We start from the raw sequence: 16,332 nt of genomic DNA, 5'->3' as shown, positions 1-16,332 counted from the left end.
AAGAGTAAGAGTAGTAGTATAGGTGTTTTAGTGTAGAGAGTCAGTGGATGGTGAAAACTGATCTATTCCCTATATGAATGGGCTTATGAGAGCTATTAAGAACAGAAGTGTCTATGCTTCTAACTATTAATAGACGTCTAACCTACGTTACGGGTAGTATCTTTTTGATACGCTAAGTGGAAGCATTTTATAATGCTTCAACTTGAGGTGGCAACGCGGTGAATATCGTCCTCTTGAAAGGAATTTTCCTTTTGAGAGGACTTTTTTTATGCAAAATTTTCATATTGAGTAGTAGAAGGGAGAAATAGTTATGAGCAGAGAGAAATTGAGCTATAGAACGACAGTGAAGAAATTAGCGGGCGATACATTAACACCAATATTAATATTCAATCGATTGAAGGGAAAGCGCAAATTTTTGCTGGAAAGCTCGGTAAATATTGAAGAGTTAGGACGCTATTCGTTTATTGGATCGAATCCATTAAAATCCTATAGTGGCAGAGGGGAACAACTAGTTGAACAGCAATTTACAACAGGTAAACGTTACGAGTATACGGGCGATTTATTAAGACAATTAAAACGATTAATGCCAAGAATTACAGAGCAATCTGCCTTTCCTTTTACTGGGGGAGCTGTTGGATATATCAGATATGGTGCAGAAAAGGCTAATTTTATTTTAGAAGATGAATTGAATCTACCAGATATAAACTTTCAAATCTATGAAACAATAATCATTTTCGATCACATGGAAGATGTCGTTACCATTTTGCATACAGCTGTAAACGCGGAACAAGAGAAACCAGATTTAGAAACAATTGCAACGGAAATTATGACAGACAATGAAACAGTCGATGAAAACTTTATTTTAAGTAAATTCAAAAGCAATGTGACAAGAGAAAAATTTGAGAGCCAGGTCCAACAGGCGTTGCAACATATTCAAAATGGTGAGGCAGAGCAAGTAGTTCTTTCACGTAGACTAACAGCCAATTTTACAGGAAATCCATTTTCAATTTACCGAAAATTGCGTAAACAAAACCCCTCTCCTTATATGTACTATATGGAGTTTGATCAATATATTGTAATCGGCGCTTCACCAGAAAGTGTAGTAAGCGTAAAGAATCAAGTTGTTAAAGTAAATTCAATTGCTGGAACTATTCGTCGTGGGCAAACAATTGATGAAGATGAAGAACAAGCGAAAAAGTTACTAAATGATCCAAAAGAAGTAACAGAGCACAATACGCTGCTTCATCAAGCTAAGCAAGAATTAAACCTCGTATGCACACCAGCTACAGTACATGTGAAAAACTATATGGAAGTTGTTCGGTTCGAACACGTCATACATCTTATGTCGAATATCGAAGGGGAATTATCACCAGTACTTCATCCATTAGATGCACTTGCAAAGATTTTTCCAACAGGTACAGTAACGGGTAAACCAAAATACATGGCAATGGCTATTATTGATGAAATTGAAACAACCCATAGAAGTACATATGGTGGGGCAATTGGCTATATCGGGTTTAACGGAAATCTTGATTTTGCTATTACGATTCGGTCTATGCTTATGAAAAACAGTATAGCTTATATTCAAGCTGGTGCAGAAATTGTAAAGGTTTGATTCCTTAGAAGTAATTTGAAGAAACAGAAGTAAAGACAAAATTTTTTTTATATCTTTCCAATGAGAATGAGCTTAAATGAGGAGTGTGTACGATGAAACAATATATATCAATGCTAAAAAATAATCAGCATCTATTATTTGATGAAATGCGTGAAGCATCAAAGCTGATATTTCATGAAGAAACACCATTACATGAAATTGAGACATTTTTGATCGCATTAGCCAATAAAGGCGAGACTGCTCATGAAGTAGCTGCACTTACGACCGTTATGAAATCTTTTGCATTAGAGGTACCTGCTCCGACTGCACGATACATGGATAATTGTGGAACAGGTGGAGATGGTGTAAATAGTTTCAACATAAGTACAGCTGCAGCATTTGTAATGGCTGGTGCAGGGGCGAAAATTGCAAAACATGGTAATCGTAAAATCTCCAGTACTGCAGGAAGTTCAGATGTCCTTGAAGCACTAGGTATTCATACGGATTTAACAATGGATGAGACGGTTGAGCTATTAAACACACATGGAATAACTTTCATATATGCGCCAAATGTTCATCCGAAACTAAAACGTATCGGTCAAGTGAGACGACAAATTGGGAAACCAACAATCTTTAACTTAGTCGGTCCATTAACAAATCCAATTACGCTAGATACACAGTTTACAGGAATTAATCGACCTGAATTCACAATGGAATATGCAGCTGTTATGAAGATGCTTGGTCGAAAACGCGGAATTGTTGTATCTGGGGCTGGGGGGATGGACGAAGCATCACTTGCTGGCCAAAATGAATTTGTATTAGTAGATCATGAAGATTTAATCCCATTTTCATTAACACCTGAAGATATAGGTTTAAAATCAGCACCTCTTGAATCCATTCGTGGGGGTAATGCGGATGAAAATGCGGTTATTATGCGCATCTTACTAGGTGGCAAAAGAGATGCTTATTTTGATACCGTTGTATTCAATGCAGCTATCGGCCTGTTCGCATATGGATTAGTGAATCGGATTAAAGATGGAGTAGATCTTGCCATAGACACCATTTTATCAGGGAAAGCTCTCGAGAAGTTAAATGCTGTTGTTGCCTTTAGTGAAGCTCGAAAAAAACAGGAGGTTATAAAATGACGATTTTAGATCGGATAATAAAAGAGAAAGAGAATGAGGTACAAATATTATTACAAAACCCTCCTAAAAAAATTAAAGTACTAACAAATAGACCTTCTCTGTTTGATGCTCTTTATCAAAATAAACGATTACAAGTAATTGCTGAGATGAAACGTGCTTCTCCTTCAAAAGGGTTAATAAATGAAGGCGCCAATCCAGTAGAGCAAGCAAGAATATATGAGCAAGTTGGTGCAGCTTGTGTATCTGTCTTAACTGACACACCATTTTTTAAAGGTACGTTTGCCGATTTGAAAGCAGTGGCAGAAGCCGTTCAAATTCCACTTTTATGTAAAGACTTTATCATTCATGAAGTGCAAATTGATCAAGCAAAAGCATCAGGCGCATCTGTCATTTTATTAATCGTTGCTGCTTTACCAGAAGAGAGATTACAAGTGCTGTACAAATATGCAATAGAGTCAAAGCTAGAGATACTTGTTGAAGTACATAATGTCGATGAGCTTCAACAGGCACTAAAGCTAGATGCCAAATTAATCGGTGTTAATAATCGCGATTTAAAAACATTCGAAGTGGATTTAGCACGCACTGCTGAAATCTCAGCTAACTTCCCGTTTTATGAAGAACGCGTCTTAATAAGTGAAAGTGGCATGCAAACAGCTGAGGATGCAGAAGTTGTGACAAAGCTTGGTGCCAGTGCCATTTTAGTCGGTGAAACATTGATGCGTAGCGGGGAAGTAGCACAAACAATTGCTGATTTCAAAGTGAAGAAAGGTGTGAAACCGCGATGACTAAGGTTAAAATTTGTGGTTTACAAGAGCCAGAACATATTAGAGCAGCTGTTGCAGCAGGGGCTGATGCCATTGGCTTTGTGTTTGCACCTAGTAAACGTCAAATTTCAATCGACCAAGCAAAGGAGCTCGCTCATCTCGTTCCAGAAGGTGTGCTGAAAATCGGCGTTTTTGTAAATCCGACGTATGAGGAGTTAGAAGAAACTGTCCACACAGTGCCACTAGATTATGTACAGTTTCACGGACATGAAACACCGGAATATATCACAACATGTCAGTTTCCTTCTATAAAAGCATTAGCAGTTAAGTCTATTGAAGATGTAGAAAACGGCTCTACTTATACAAGCGACTATGTATTATTCGATGCTCCAGGAACTGATTTTCAGGGGGGGAGCGGTGTACCATTTAATTGGCAGCTACTACAAGGACATGGCATTTCAGAAAATAGACTGATATTAGCAGGGGGTCTTAATCCTACAAATGTTGGAGAAGCCATAAATCGTGTTAAGCCATATATGGTAGATGTCTCAAGTGGTGTAGAAAAAGATGGACGTAAAAGTAATGAGTTAATCAAAGCATTTATACAAGCTGTAAAAGATGAGGAGAGATCTTAATGGAAAAATTAAGCAATCAGAAGCAAGCAGGTCGTTATGGTAAATTCGGTGGTCAATATGTTCCCGAAACATTAATGGCTGCATTAATAGAATTAGAGGATGCCTATAAGGAAGCACAACAAGATTTAACTTTTTATGAAGAATTAAATTACTACTTAAAAGACTATGTAGGACGTGAAAATCCACTCTACTATGCTGAACGTTTAACTAAGAAACTTGGCGGTGCGAAAATCTATTTAAAACGTGAAGACCTTAACCATACAGGTGCTCATAAAATTAATAACGCATTAGGTCAAGCGCTACTTGCTATGCGTATGGGGAAAAAGAAAATTGTTGCTGAAACAGGTGCCGGTCAACACGGTGTTGCAACTGCAACTGTATGTGCCCTATTTGACTTAGACTGTATCATTTTTATGGGGAAAGAAGATGTCAGACGACAAGAGTTAAATGTTTTCCGTATGGAACTACTTGGTGCAAAAGTAGTTTCTGTAGAGCAAGGGGCTGGTACGTTAAAAGATGCAGTGAATGAAGCTCTTCGTTACTGGGTCGCAAATGTAGAAGATACCCATTACATCTTAGGTTCAGCTCTTGGACCTCATCCATTCCCACAAATTGTTCGTGATTTCCAACGTATTATTGGTCTTGAAACGCGTAAACAAATTGTTGGAAAAGAAGGGCGATTACCAGATGCTATCGTCGCTTGTATAGGTGGCGGTAGTAACGCGATCGGTATGTTCCATCCATTTGTCGAAGATGAAGAAGTAAAACTTTACGGAGTAGAGGCGGCAGGAAGTGGTCTTGAAACAGGCTTACATGCAGCAGCAATTACAGATCAAAAAGAGGGTGTATTACACGGAGCATATATGTATGTCTTACAAGATAATAATGGCTTTATCCAAGAAGCGCATTCTATTTCTGCAGGTTTAGATTATCCAGCAGTAGGACCTGAGCATTGTCATTTACATGATATAGGTAGGGTAAAGTACGAAGCAGTGACAGATCAAGAAGCACTAGAAGGTTTGCAATTACTATCCCGGACAGAAGGAATTATTCCAGCTCTTGAAAGTTCACATGCAATTTACTATGCAGCTAACCTTGCAAAAGAAATGAGCAGAGATGAGATTTTAGTCATCTGTTTATCAGGTCGAGGAGATAAAGACGTACAGACTGTTCGAGATGCATTGGGAGGGAATAATAATGGTAATTAAAACATTACAAAAAGTGTTGGAATCAAAAATAGCACAAGGTGAAAAAGCCTTTGTTGCATACATTATGGCAGGAGATGGGGGTCTAGATTCCCTTCGCGAACAAATTTTATTTTTGCAAGACAGTGGTGTTACTGCGATTGAGCTTGGGATTCCGTTTACAGATCCTGTAGCTGATGGACCTGTCATTCAAGATGCCGGTCTTCGTGCACTAGATGCCGGCGCTAACCTACGTAATATTTTACAAACAATTGCAAAATTTAAAGAAGAAGTTCACATACCACTAGTGGTCATGACTTACTTAAACCCAATAATTGCATATGGCATTCAAGATTTCATCAAATCATGTGAGCAAAGCGGTATTAGTGGTCTAATCATTCCAGATTTACCGTTAGAAGAATCTACAATAATTTCAAATGAATTAAAAGATACAGATGTTGCGCTTGTTCAACTCGTTTCATTAACAAGTCCGCAACAGCGTATCGAAAAAATTGCCAATGTTGCTGAAGGATTTATCTATGCTGTCACTGTTAATGGTATCACTGGAGTGAGACAAGGATTTACGAAACAGCTTGAAAAACATTTAACCAACTTAAAAAAAGTGAGCCAAGTACCTGTACTTGCAGGGTTTGGTATTTCAAATGCACAGCAAGTGAAAGAGATTGGTTCTATGGCAGATGGTGTCATTGTTGGTAGTGCCATTGTTAAAGCTTTTCATGATGGTCATAGAGAACAAATAACAGAGCTGTTAAATAAACAACCTGTATAAAAGTAAAACCACTTACATCATATAGAGAGATGTAAGTGGTTTTTTACGTTCATGAATCAGGAACAAAATTAAAAATAAATAGGTTTATCTTATTCCTGCATTTTAAATACTTTTCTATTATTTAGAGGTTGAACTGGTCTATTGTTATTTGAAATTATAGAACTAAAAGCGTCAATTTGTGCTTCCGACATTTCAATGGGTTGTTCCATAACAGACCATATAATACCTTCTGAACAAGGTGGCGTAGTTAAGGAACCACTGTATCGATATACTTTCTTATCAATAGGTAAAAAGTTAGTAAGGTCTATGGCATTGTTTAAGGGAATGTCTGCTTCTGTAACTTTTGGTGGTAATTTTGACCAAAACTCAGTTAATAACTTGTTTTCTTTACCTGGATTGATGAGGATACCGAGAACGGCCTTCTGTCCTTTACTATTTTCATGAACAAGGTGCGCTTCCATAGCAAAATGGTGTCCATTAATTTGGTGCTCACTCGGATTATGGAAGTGCATTCTTAAAAATGTGTATTTCTCACCGTTAATTACTATTGAGTTTTTTCGGGAAGCATCATTTGCTTGTATAGTATGTCCATTATTCATAATCGTAAATTTTGTAGGCTGGTAGTCAAATTTGATATCTCCTAAGTTTTTGTCCAACACTACATCTTCAAGGTCAATATTGATAGGAGATTGCTCCATTCCTTTGCCGCACATTGAAAATGATGGGTCTAGATTTGCCCAGTTATTTGGACCAATATCTTCTTCATAAGACCATTCAATGGACTTTGCTGACGTTGTCACTTTTTTTTCGAGCGTTTTTTCTGGTGCATAGGTTAGAGAACCGTATGCAGCTATCGAGAGACAAGCAGATGCGACGAATATGCCGATAATTTTCTTGATTTCCATGAAATTTCACTCCTTTTTTGCAGAAGCTGTTATTTTAACTAAAGTTGCTTCTTACAAATAAGGTAACCATAAAGTGTAGTTATTAATTAATTGTTTGATAAAATTAGAAAAAAATTTTAAAACAGGCATTTGGAAAAGTGGAAAAGTTAGCAACTAAGAAGTTATTTGTTTTGATATAGTTTTAATACAAACGTCAAAAACGGTTTAATAAGTAAATAGATATAAAGCACCCGAAATACTTGGTATATAGTAATCGTAGATATACCCGCTCCAACTTCATGTGCGATTATCCTAATTAGATCCATACCACCAGTTGCTAGACATAAAATCCAATCATAATTGTCGGTTTGAAACAAATTTATACTGTTTTGAAAAAAGTTTAACCGTTTATAGAAAAGATCAACTAGAATTATGAAAATTTCGTTCTTTCTTATTGAACTAAAGCAGGAGAACAGTGGCAAACAGATAAAGGGTGAGGTTAGTAAAAATGTAAATTGGACATGGCTTTATTTCCTGTGATAATGTCGATTTGGAGGTGATGAAAAATGGCTTTTCAATCTAAAAATATCTTTATCAATTTACCAGTGAAAAATCTGAACAAGTCCATCAACTACAACTACAATTTCAAAATAGATTTTCCATTTTAATATCTCTGCATTTTATCTTTACATCAGCATGTTACATTTATTTATAATGGAAATAGTGAAAGCTTTTTATTGGTTAAACTATAAAAGAAAAATATTTTTTCGTAAAAATAAATCGTGGGGAAGATGAAAATGGAAAGAACAATTTTAATTGTGGAAGATGAAGATATTTTACGTGAAATTATGAAAGATTATCTACTAAACGAAGGATATAAGGTGCTGGAGGCGGTTGATGGGAAAGAAGCATTGTCTACATTTGAAGAACATGAGGTACATTTAATTATTCTAGACATTATGTTACCAGAATTAGATGGTTGGACGGTCTGTCGACGAATTCGTAAAACATCTAATGTGCCTATTATTATGCTAACGGCTCGGGTTGATGAGGATGATACCTTACTTGGATTTGAACTAGGAGCAGATGATTATGTTGCAAAACCATACAGTCCCGCTATTTTATTAGCGAGAGCCAAACGATTAATTGAAAGTCGACATTCTTCGAAAGTTAATATATCAATTGAGGAAACATTAACTAGCAGTAGCATCCATGTACATTATCCCTCCCGTACAGTAACTGTCGATGAAGAAGATATAAGTTTGACGCACACAGAATTTGAAATACTAACATATTTAATGCAAAATCAAGGGATAATTATTTCTAGAGAACAATTAATCATTAAAATATGGGGTTATGAATTTGCTGGTGATGATCGTACAGTCAATAGTCATATCCGTAATTTGCGTCATAAATTAGGAAATAGAGCAACTTGTATTGTAACAGTTGTCCGAGCTGGTTATAAATTTGAGGATCAGATATGAAAAAAGGAATTGTATTAAAATTATTTATATTAACAACGGCATTATGCACACTTATTTTAGCAACTATTTTTATCGGACAAACCCTATTTTTTAAGCAATACTATGCAAATCGAAAAATCAATGATATTAAAATAAATATTCAATCTTTTGAAAAAGCATATGTAAAAGCTAAAGATAACGCGAAAACAATTCAAAAATTGGAACAAAAATTCTACCAAGAGAATACGACATGGATTACAACCTTAGATAGTGTAGGTAATATCAAGCATACAAATGATTTTTCTTTAGAAATTCAATTAAATCCTAATGAAAATAAGGTTTTTTCTAATCGTGTAATTCATATTCCATTGTATAGTTTTATCGATTTAGAGGATGTGCAAAGGATACAGTTTCGTTTAGAACAGGGAAATCGTATTATTATTGATGGATTACAACAAGGTGATACGGTAATACCTGCGATTTTAACAGTAGAAAATGAGAATTTTACATTGGAGAATAAACAACTTTCAGAAAGATTATATGGAAAAAAAGACATAACGGAACCTTTACCAAAAGAATACTCAAAGTTATACTTATCAGGAAACATTAAGAAAGTAAAATTACCAGAGGGTGCTATAGGGCCAAACTTTATTTATGCAAATCGTGTATTAATAGACAGGATAAAACAATTTCAGGTAGAGCTAATGTTAAATGAAAAAGATAAAAATTTAGCTTCTTTGGAAATAATGGATTATGAGCAAAATGATATTAAATATAAAATGTTAATTAAACCAATAAAAGATGTAAATGGTAAAATAAATTATATTTTTGCTATGACATCATTACAACCAGTGGATGAAGCTGTACAAATGATAAAAGATTATTATATTTACTTAATTATATTAGTATTGCTTCTTATTGTTTTAGTATCGTTCTATTACTCAAAAAAAATCGCTAAACCATTGTTACAAATAAATGATACTACAAAAAGAATTGCGGATTTGGATTTTTCAGAGAAGATACCAATTACTACAAAAGATGAAATAGGTGATTTATCAAACAGTATTAACACACTTTCTATGACTTTGCATTCGCATATTAACCAACTGCAGCAAGACATCGAGAAAGAAAAACAATTAGAAAATACACGTAAAGAATTTATCTCTGGTGTATCACATGAGTTAAAGACGCCTTTAAGTATTATGAAGAGCTGTATTTCAATTTTGGAAGACGGTGTTGCTAGTAATAAAAAAGAGTACTACTTTAAAGCAATGTCAAAAGAAGTGGATAAAATGGATATGCTCATTATTGATATGCTGGAGTTAGCAAAATTCGAGTCTGGTACCTACAAGATGGAGATGGATGTTTTCTATATTGATGAAATTATTGAGTATATATGTGAGCAATTAGCTTCAGACATGACAAAGAAGCAACTACATGTCCATAAACAACTTTCTAAAATTAAAGTAGTTGCAAATCAATTTCGAATTGAGCAAGTTATTACTAACTTTATTACCAACGCGATTCGGTACACGCCAGAAAATGAAAATATTATTGTCTCAGTTATAGAAGAAAATGAACGTGCGAAAGTATGTATAGAAAATAAAGGAGCACATATAGAGCCAGAACATTTAGAGAAAATATGGAATCGTTTTTATCGAGGAAATACATCTCGTCAACGCTCCAAAGGTGGAACAGGGTTAGGTCTTGCTATTTCAAAGAATATTTTAGAATTGCATGATGTACAATATGGAGTATCAAATACTGAAGATGGTGTATTATTTTTCTTCTATTTAAATAAAAGCGAATAGAATTTCAGTTCTACACGTTTTTATTATTTTCAAACAAAATTGACCTTATCTGCATCTTATCTTCATCAGTCTTCTTTAATATTTTCATTAGAAACAGAATTAAAAGCAGATAAGGAGATTGATGAAATGAAAAAAATAGCGACATTGCTTATATTAATAGTACTGGGTACAGGCTTTAGTTTAATAAATGCTACAGGAAATAAAAATGTAGCAGAAGAAGATTTACGATTGAGAGGAAAAACAATTGTAATTGACCCAGGGCATGGTGGAGAAGATAGAGGGACAGAAGGAAAGAAGCATGGAACAATTGAAAAAGAACTTAATTTAAAAGTGGCCCAAAATATAAAAAAAGAGTTAGAAGAAAGAACTGATGCAAAAGTTATTTTGACACGTGAAGATGATACTAGCTTACTACCAGAGACGAAGCAAAAAGAGGAATTACAAGCACGTGTCAAAGTAGCAAAAGACCATTCTGCTGACCTTTATATCAGTATTCATCATGATGCTTTTGATGATACAAATGTAAAAGGAATAACAACTCATTATGGAGCTAATAAAAGAAGAGATAAACAGCTAGCTAAAATAGTACAACAGGGTATTTTTGATCAAAATATAGATACTCGCGATAGAGGCGTTCATGCAAGTGATTTCCTTGTTTTAAGAGAAAATTCTTCACCGGCTATCTTAATTGAATTAGGGTTTACATCTAACGAGAGTGATGAAGAAAGAATGAATTCAGAAGAATTTCAAGCGAAGTCGAAAAAAGGTATTGTTGATGGCATTATTAATTATTTTACTCTTTAACAAAATAGAAAAATCCTATTCTTTCTATATCTTAATCAGAAAGAACAGGATTTTTTATTTTGGCTGAATAAATCTAGTAATTTTAATATAATACAAAATCATTTATCGACAATTGAATAGTTTGTTTGCTATTTCTCTAGTGTATAAACAGTTTCCGAACTGGGGAATAGCGTAATTATTTCATGCGTTATAAAAAGTGAAGAAAATGGATTATTCTTTAACTGATTTCTACATTATTTGCATTTTATCTTTATCTTTCTCTATTAATCTATTTATTATAAGAATTGGCTGAAAATAATGAGTCAACCAAATAAAAGTTCGAATTTATAAACAATGAAAATAAAAATCAAATGAGAAAGGATAGATAAATAATGAAGAAATCTAATGATTGGAAATTAAAAGATAATCCAAACCAGATTATAGAAAATGTTGAAAAGGCGACGACGGTCGTTGGGGAAGTTGTTCTCATGCATGAAAAATCAAAGACATTACAGGCACTTCTAGAAATTTTTAAGTTTTATAAGGAAAAAGGATATGAATTTCGAGTATACAATGAAGCAGATCATTTTCACCTGAATTTCTAGAAAGATCAACGTCTATAGTATATAAATGCTTATCTTAAAATATAAAAGCACTGTAAGAAAGGAATCTGTATATGATTAAAAAAATAATTACAATCCCATTGATAGGTATCATTGCCCTATCAGCTTGCGGAAATCCAGATAGTCCAGATAGTAAGAAAGACATTACTAGTCCAGTCTCAAAAATAGACTCTTCTTCTATCACCTTTGAAAAAGAGCCCCTCTCTTCGTCTAATATAGATACTTCGACATTTAAATCTATTTTTAAAACAAGTGTATTTTTAGGGGATTCCATTACAGATGGACTTCATGATCTTGATGTATTAGACGAAGAAAATATTGTAAGCGGTATAGGGAAATCGATTGGAGATGCTCAAAAAAATATAGAGCAAGTAGCCGATCAAATACCGAAAAATATATTTATTCTACTTGGCTTATGTAATCTTAGTGAAACAAAAGAATCTGCAGTAACCCAATATTCTCAACTGATTCAAAAAATAAAAGAAAAATTACCTGATACAAAAATAAATATCCTGTCAATTACACCAGTTACACCAGAACGTACACAAAAAGAAGAGCGTTATAAAAATATTAATGATTTTAACGAAGGGTTTAAAATGTTAGCAAAAAAAGAACAAGTGAATTTTATCGACTTGTCGCCGATATTTAAAGATAATCCAGATCTCTATGTTAAGGACGGCATACATTTTAAGCCTGAATTTTACCCAATTTGGTTGGAATATTTAAAAAATCAATTAAAATAAACAAAAACATATTTGTATTATTAAATTACTACTTTTAATGTGTGTAATGTTTATATAAAGCTAATATAAAAAGGAAGTGAACTATTGCAACTAGCAACAATTCGCTTCCTTTTTATTTAACTCAACTCATATTCCCTTCTTGAAATCCACCATTACCAAACCACTTCATTGATTATTAAGCACATTTTCTTCAATCAAATCTTACATCCAATCTCAGAAATATAAGTATCTAATTATTCTTCTTGTTAAGTTATTCAATAACTAATTTTTAAACTGTTTATTCTTTAAATTATTTCCATCTTATCTGCATCTTATCTTTATCCATAAGGATTAATCTAAATTTTGTAAACGAAAGGTGCGCATTGAAAACAAAAATAGCATTACCATAGACCATCGCTTACGAAATAATGACTTGAGAGGAAGATAAAAATGTTAAAGAAAGTATGTGTTTGTCTACTTACGGGGACCATTGCATTGTCCTCCGCAGCCTGTGTAAATAACGGGACTGAAAAAACATCAGATAAGGTTACTCAAAATGCTGCGTATGAAAAAAAATCGGAAGATAGTGTGTATAAATCTATTTTTAAAAATAGTTTATTCTTCGGAGATTCCATTACCGAAGGAATGATTGATCAAGAATTAATCCATGATAAAAATATTATTGCTGACAAAGGTAAAGTTACAGCAATCGCTATAGAGGAAGATGTTAACAAAGTAGTAGAAAAAAAACCTGAACATATTTTTTTGAGCTTTGGAACAAATGATTTACTGATGCCTATGGATCTCGAAGGAAAACCTATCGAAAATCCAGTCAAGTTTTCAATAGATAACTATTCCAAACTAATACAAAAAATAAAGGAGAAACTTCCAAATGTAAGCATACACCTTTTATCTGTTACACCAGTTATAGATAAGGTATTAAAGGAATACCCACAATATAAACATATTGATGAATATAACGTGAACCTTAAAGAATTAGCAAACGTTGAAAAAGTAGAGTACATTGATTTATCTCCAATCTTTGAAAAAAACAAAGATTTACATGATCAAGATGGTGTACATTTTAAAGCTAATTATTACAAGTTACTACTTGAACAATTAAAAAGTTTCGTTAAGTAATACTTATACTTAAAATTTACGATTTTTATGTGAAGACTGTAAATTTCAAATAAAAAACACAAACAAAACTATTGTAGGAGGTGAAAGAACAATGGTGTTCAGTAGTTTAATTTTTCTTTTCTTATTTTTACCATTAGCACTTATTATTTATTACGTATCACCTAAAGTTCTTCGAAATTTTATATTATTTATCGTCAGTCTCATTTTTTATGCATGGGGTGAGCCTGTGTATATAGTCATTATGATATTCTCCACCATATTTGACTATGCTAATGGTGTACTTATAGATAAATATAGAGATCGCAAAGGTATTACAAAAGCAATATTTATTAACTCCATCATAATAAATTTAGGAATACTTGGCTTCTTCAAATATTACGGTTTCGTGGTAGATAATATCAATACCCTTTTTAACTTAAATATTCAGGTCGAGACGCTCCCTCTTCCAGTGGGAATCTCATTTTATACTTTCCAAACTATGTCTTATGTAATTGATGTTTATTTAGGGAAAGTGCAAGCGCAAAAAAATATTATTTCTTTTGGTACTTATGTTACTATGTTTCCTCAGCTTGTTGCAGGGCCTATTATAAAATACAGTGATATTGATAAACAATTACAAGAAAGAAAAGTAACATTAGATCGTTTTGGTGAAGGAATGGAATTATTTATTAGAGGACTCGCGTTAAAGGTCCTTTTAGCTAATAATATAGGACTTCTTTGGACAAGTGTAAAAACAACTTCTATATCAGAACTTACAATCCTTACAGCATGGATCGGGATTATTGCTTTTGCTTTCCAAATTTATTTTGATTTTAGAGGATATTCAGCTATGGCTCAAGGGCTGGGAAAGATGTTTGGGTTTGATTTTCCGGAAAACTTTAACTATCCCTATATATCAAAAAGTGTAACTGAGTTTTGGCGTAGATGGCACATATCACTAGGTTCATGGTTTAGGGAGTATGTATACATCCCTCTTGGCGGAAATCGAACCGGATTACTTAAACAACTTAGAAATTTGTTTGTAGTTTGGTTCTTTACAGGATTATGGCATGGAGCGAACTGGAATTTTATTATTTGGGGACTATATTTTGGATTATTTGTAACACTAGAAAAGCTATTTCTTTTAAAGTGGCTTAAAAATAGAATGAGCTTTATCGGACATATGTATACACTTATTATCGTTTTAATTGGATGGGTATTTTTTGAATTTGAAAACTTATCAGTAGCAATGAATTTCATAGGAACAATGTTTGGCTTTAATCAATCCGTTTTCTTGGATAATAAAACTCTATATTATCTAACAACTAATTTTATGCTGTTTATTGTCCTAGCAATTTGTTCAACACCATTCCCAAAAAGAGCGTTTGTATATTTTAAAGAAAAGTTGAAGTTACCGGGTGCTATTGGCATTCCAGTCTTTTATGTAGTACTAGTGGTTCTTTCAACTGCTTATTTAGTGAATGACACATATAATCCATTCTTATATTTTAGGTTTTAATGATAGCCTATAGAATGATGTTGTATTTAGTTTGAAAGAGGTGAGTTACTTGAGTCAGTATGAAAAAATATACAAATGCACAATGGTAGGATTATTGTCACTATTTATAGGGGGAATGTTCAGCGTAAATATACTAACTCCCAATAAAACATTTTCATATGCAGAGAATAGAAAACTAGAACAGTTTCCAGAATTCTCTTTCCGAAATCTTACAGAAAAAAAGTTTACTTCTAACTACGAAAAATATATTTCTGATCAGTTCGCATTCAGGGACTTTTGGATAAGCGTGAAGTCTGATATGGAACGAACAATAGGAAAGAAAGAGAATAATGGTGTGTATATAGGTAAAGATGGTTTTTTACTTCAAAAATTTAGTAAACCTGAAGAACAAGATGTAAAAAGCAAAATAGAAGCAATAAATAATTTTCATCTTGCAAATCCAAATGTGAAAAAGCACGTAATGTTAGTACCTACGGCAATTAGTATTTTAGAAAATAAGCTACCTAATTATGTTTCTCGTGGTGATGAGCTTACGTATATTAATAAAGTAAAGAAATCTTTAGATAAGGATATAAACTTTATTAATATATATCCTGTATTGAGTTCCAAAAAAGATGAATATATATATTATAAAACCGATCATCATTGGACCACTAAAGGCGCATATTATGCTTACCAAGAGTTAAGTAAAAATATGAAATTTACTTCTACTAAAAATGAGTCATTTAATATTAAAAAAATTACAAATAGCTTTTATGGATCACTATATTCAAAAGCAGGTTTTAGGAATATAGATCCTGATAGCATTGAATTGTACCAATCTAAGAAAGACAAATATAAAGTAGAGTATATTGATGAAAATAAAACGTCTACCTCTCTTTATGAGATGAACAACATTAAGAAAAAGGATAAATATACTGTATTCCTTAATGGAAATCATCCGTTAATGAAGATAACAACTGATAATAAAAATGAAAAAAAATTATTAATAGTAAAAGATTCTTATGCAAATTCCTTTCTTCCTTTTTTACTATCACATTTTAGTGAAATTCATGTAGTTGATCTTAGATACTATAATGAGAGCCTAAATATGTTAATGCAAAAAAATAAGATAAATGACATGCTACTACTTTACAACACAAATACTTTCTTTGAAGACTCATCTATAAATGCTTTATCCGAATAAGAGAAATTTATATATTGAATCGGCTACACTAAGTTGGACATAAAAAATAAGGGCTTGTACACTTAGACTACCAACTTAAAGGAGCGTGCTACTATGTCACGTCAACGTCG

The 16,332-nt window shown here is 33.2% G+C and carries 15 protein-coding genes, 1 pseudogene and 1 other annotated feature (1 of these 17 only partly in view); of the genes and pseudogenes, 14 read left to right on the top strand and 2 right to left on the bottom strand.

Features of this window, described 5'->3' with window-relative positions:
* Positions 1-236: a binding site (T-box leader), on the top strand (it extends 9 nt beyond the left edge of the window).
* Positions 237-310: 74 nt separating this feature from the next.
* From ACQKMD_RS13735 to trpA, 6 genes are all read left to right on the top strand, one after another.
* Complete coding sequence (locus ACQKMD_RS13735) at positions 311-1,615, top strand: chorismate-binding protein (protein ID WP_427752700.1); 1,305 nt, start codon at positions 311-313, stop codon at positions 1,613-1,615.
* Positions 1,616-1,707: 92 nt separating this feature from the next.
* A complete protein-coding gene (gene trpD, locus ACQKMD_RS13730; protein WP_427752699.1) occupies positions 1,708-2,739 on the top strand; it encodes an anthranilate phosphoribosyltransferase in 1,032 nt (343 codons plus the stop codon).
* Positions 2,736-3,524, top strand: coding sequence for an indole-3-glycerol phosphate synthase TrpC (gene trpC, locus ACQKMD_RS13725; RefSeq protein ID WP_427752698.1), 789 nt, complete (start codon positions 2,736-2,738; stop codon positions 3,522-3,524). The genes trpD and trpC overlap by 4 nt, the downstream gene beginning before the upstream one ends.
* Positions 3,521-4,138, top strand: a complete 618-nt coding sequence (locus tag ACQKMD_RS13720; RefSeq protein ID WP_427752697.1) for a phosphoribosylanthranilate isomerase — start codon at positions 3,521-3,523, stop codon at positions 4,136-4,138. Before trpC ends, ACQKMD_RS13720 begins: the two co-directional genes overlap by 4 nt.
* On the top strand, positions 4,138-5,346 hold the full coding sequence (gene trpB, locus ACQKMD_RS13715) for a tryptophan synthase subunit beta (RefSeq protein WP_427752696.1): 1,209 nt from the start codon (positions 4,138-4,140) through the stop codon (positions 5,344-5,346). The genes ACQKMD_RS13720 and trpB overlap by 1 nt, the downstream gene beginning before the upstream one ends.
* On the top strand, positions 5,342-6,112 hold the full coding sequence (gene trpA / locus ACQKMD_RS13710; protein ID WP_427752738.1) for a tryptophan synthase subunit alpha: 771 nt from the start codon (positions 5,342-5,344) through the stop codon (positions 6,110-6,112). Before trpB ends, trpA begins: the two co-directional genes overlap by 5 nt.
* Before the next feature lie 89 nt (positions 6,113-6,201).
* Here trpA and ACQKMD_RS13705 read toward each other — a convergent pair whose 3' ends face one another.
* Complete coding sequence (locus tag ACQKMD_RS13705; protein ID WP_427752695.1) at positions 6,202-7,017, bottom strand: carbonic anhydrase; 816 nt, start codon at positions 7,015-7,017, stop codon at positions 6,202-6,204.
* Between the two features lie 161 nt (positions 7,018-7,178).
* The gene (locus ACQKMD_RS13700; RefSeq protein ID WP_427752694.1) at positions 7,179-7,373 is read right to left on the bottom strand and encodes an AbrB family transcriptional regulator; all 195 of its coding nucleotides are present in this window, start codon (positions 7,371-7,373) and stop codon (positions 7,179-7,181) included.
* A gap of 420 nt (positions 7,374-7,793) precedes the next feature.
* Here ACQKMD_RS13700 and ACQKMD_RS13695 point away from each other — a divergent pair, with 420 nt between their 5' ends.
* The 8 genes and pseudogenes from ACQKMD_RS13695 to ACQKMD_RS13660 all read left to right on the top strand — a co-directional run bounded on the left by ACQKMD_RS13695 (position 7,794) and on the right by ACQKMD_RS13660 (position 16,222).
* Entirely contained in the window at positions 7,794-8,480 is a 687-nt protein-coding gene (locus tag ACQKMD_RS13695; protein WP_427752693.1) for a response regulator transcription factor, read from the top strand.
* Entirely contained in the window at positions 8,477-10,270 is a 1,794-nt protein-coding gene (locus ACQKMD_RS13690) for an ATP-binding protein (RefSeq protein WP_427752691.1), read from the top strand. The genes ACQKMD_RS13695 and ACQKMD_RS13690 overlap by 4 nt, the downstream gene beginning before the upstream one ends.
* Positions 10,271-10,396: 126 nt before the next feature.
* Entirely contained in the window at positions 10,397-11,074 is a 678-nt protein-coding gene (locus ACQKMD_RS13685; RefSeq protein ID WP_427752690.1) for an N-acetylmuramoyl-L-alanine amidase family protein, read from the top strand.
* Positions 11,075-11,454: 380 nt separating this feature from the next.
* Positions 11,455-11,658, top strand: a pseudogene (locus tag ACQKMD_RS13680) (polysaccharide deacetylase family protein); the annotation flags it as partial.
* A gap of 71 nt (positions 11,659-11,729) precedes the next feature.
* Positions 11,730-12,419 (top strand): GDSL-type esterase/lipase family protein, encoded by a 690-nt coding sequence (locus tag ACQKMD_RS13675; RefSeq protein WP_427752689.1) that lies wholly within the window; start codon positions 11,730-11,732, stop codon positions 12,417-12,419.
* A gap of 429 nt (positions 12,420-12,848) precedes the next feature.
* Positions 12,849-13,538 carry a GDSL-type esterase/lipase family protein gene (locus tag ACQKMD_RS13670; protein ID WP_427752688.1) on the top strand — a complete coding sequence of 230 codons (690 nt, stop codon included), beginning with the start codon at positions 12,849-12,851 and terminating at the stop codon, positions 13,536-13,538.
* 91 nt (positions 13,539-13,629) lie between these two features.
* On the top strand, positions 13,630-15,036 hold the full coding sequence (locus tag ACQKMD_RS13665) for an MBOAT family O-acyltransferase (RefSeq protein WP_427752687.1): 1,407 nt from the start codon (positions 13,630-13,632) through the stop codon (positions 15,034-15,036).
* Positions 15,037-15,085: 49 nt separating this feature from the next.
* Positions 15,086-16,222 (top strand): DHHW family protein, encoded by a 1,137-nt coding sequence (locus tag ACQKMD_RS13660; protein ID WP_427752686.1) that lies wholly within the window; start codon positions 15,086-15,088, stop codon positions 16,220-16,222.
* The last annotated feature ends 110 nt before the right edge of the window (positions 16,223-16,332 follow it).

It is taken from the genome of Viridibacillus sp. NPDC096237 (genome assembly GCF_050278625.1).
Classification (GTDB): domain Bacteria; phylum Bacillota; class Bacilli; order Bacillales_A; family Planococcaceae; genus Viridibacillus.
The sequence above is the reverse complement of the archived record's forward strand: the minus strand, read 5'-3'. Positions and strand labels throughout refer to the sequence as shown.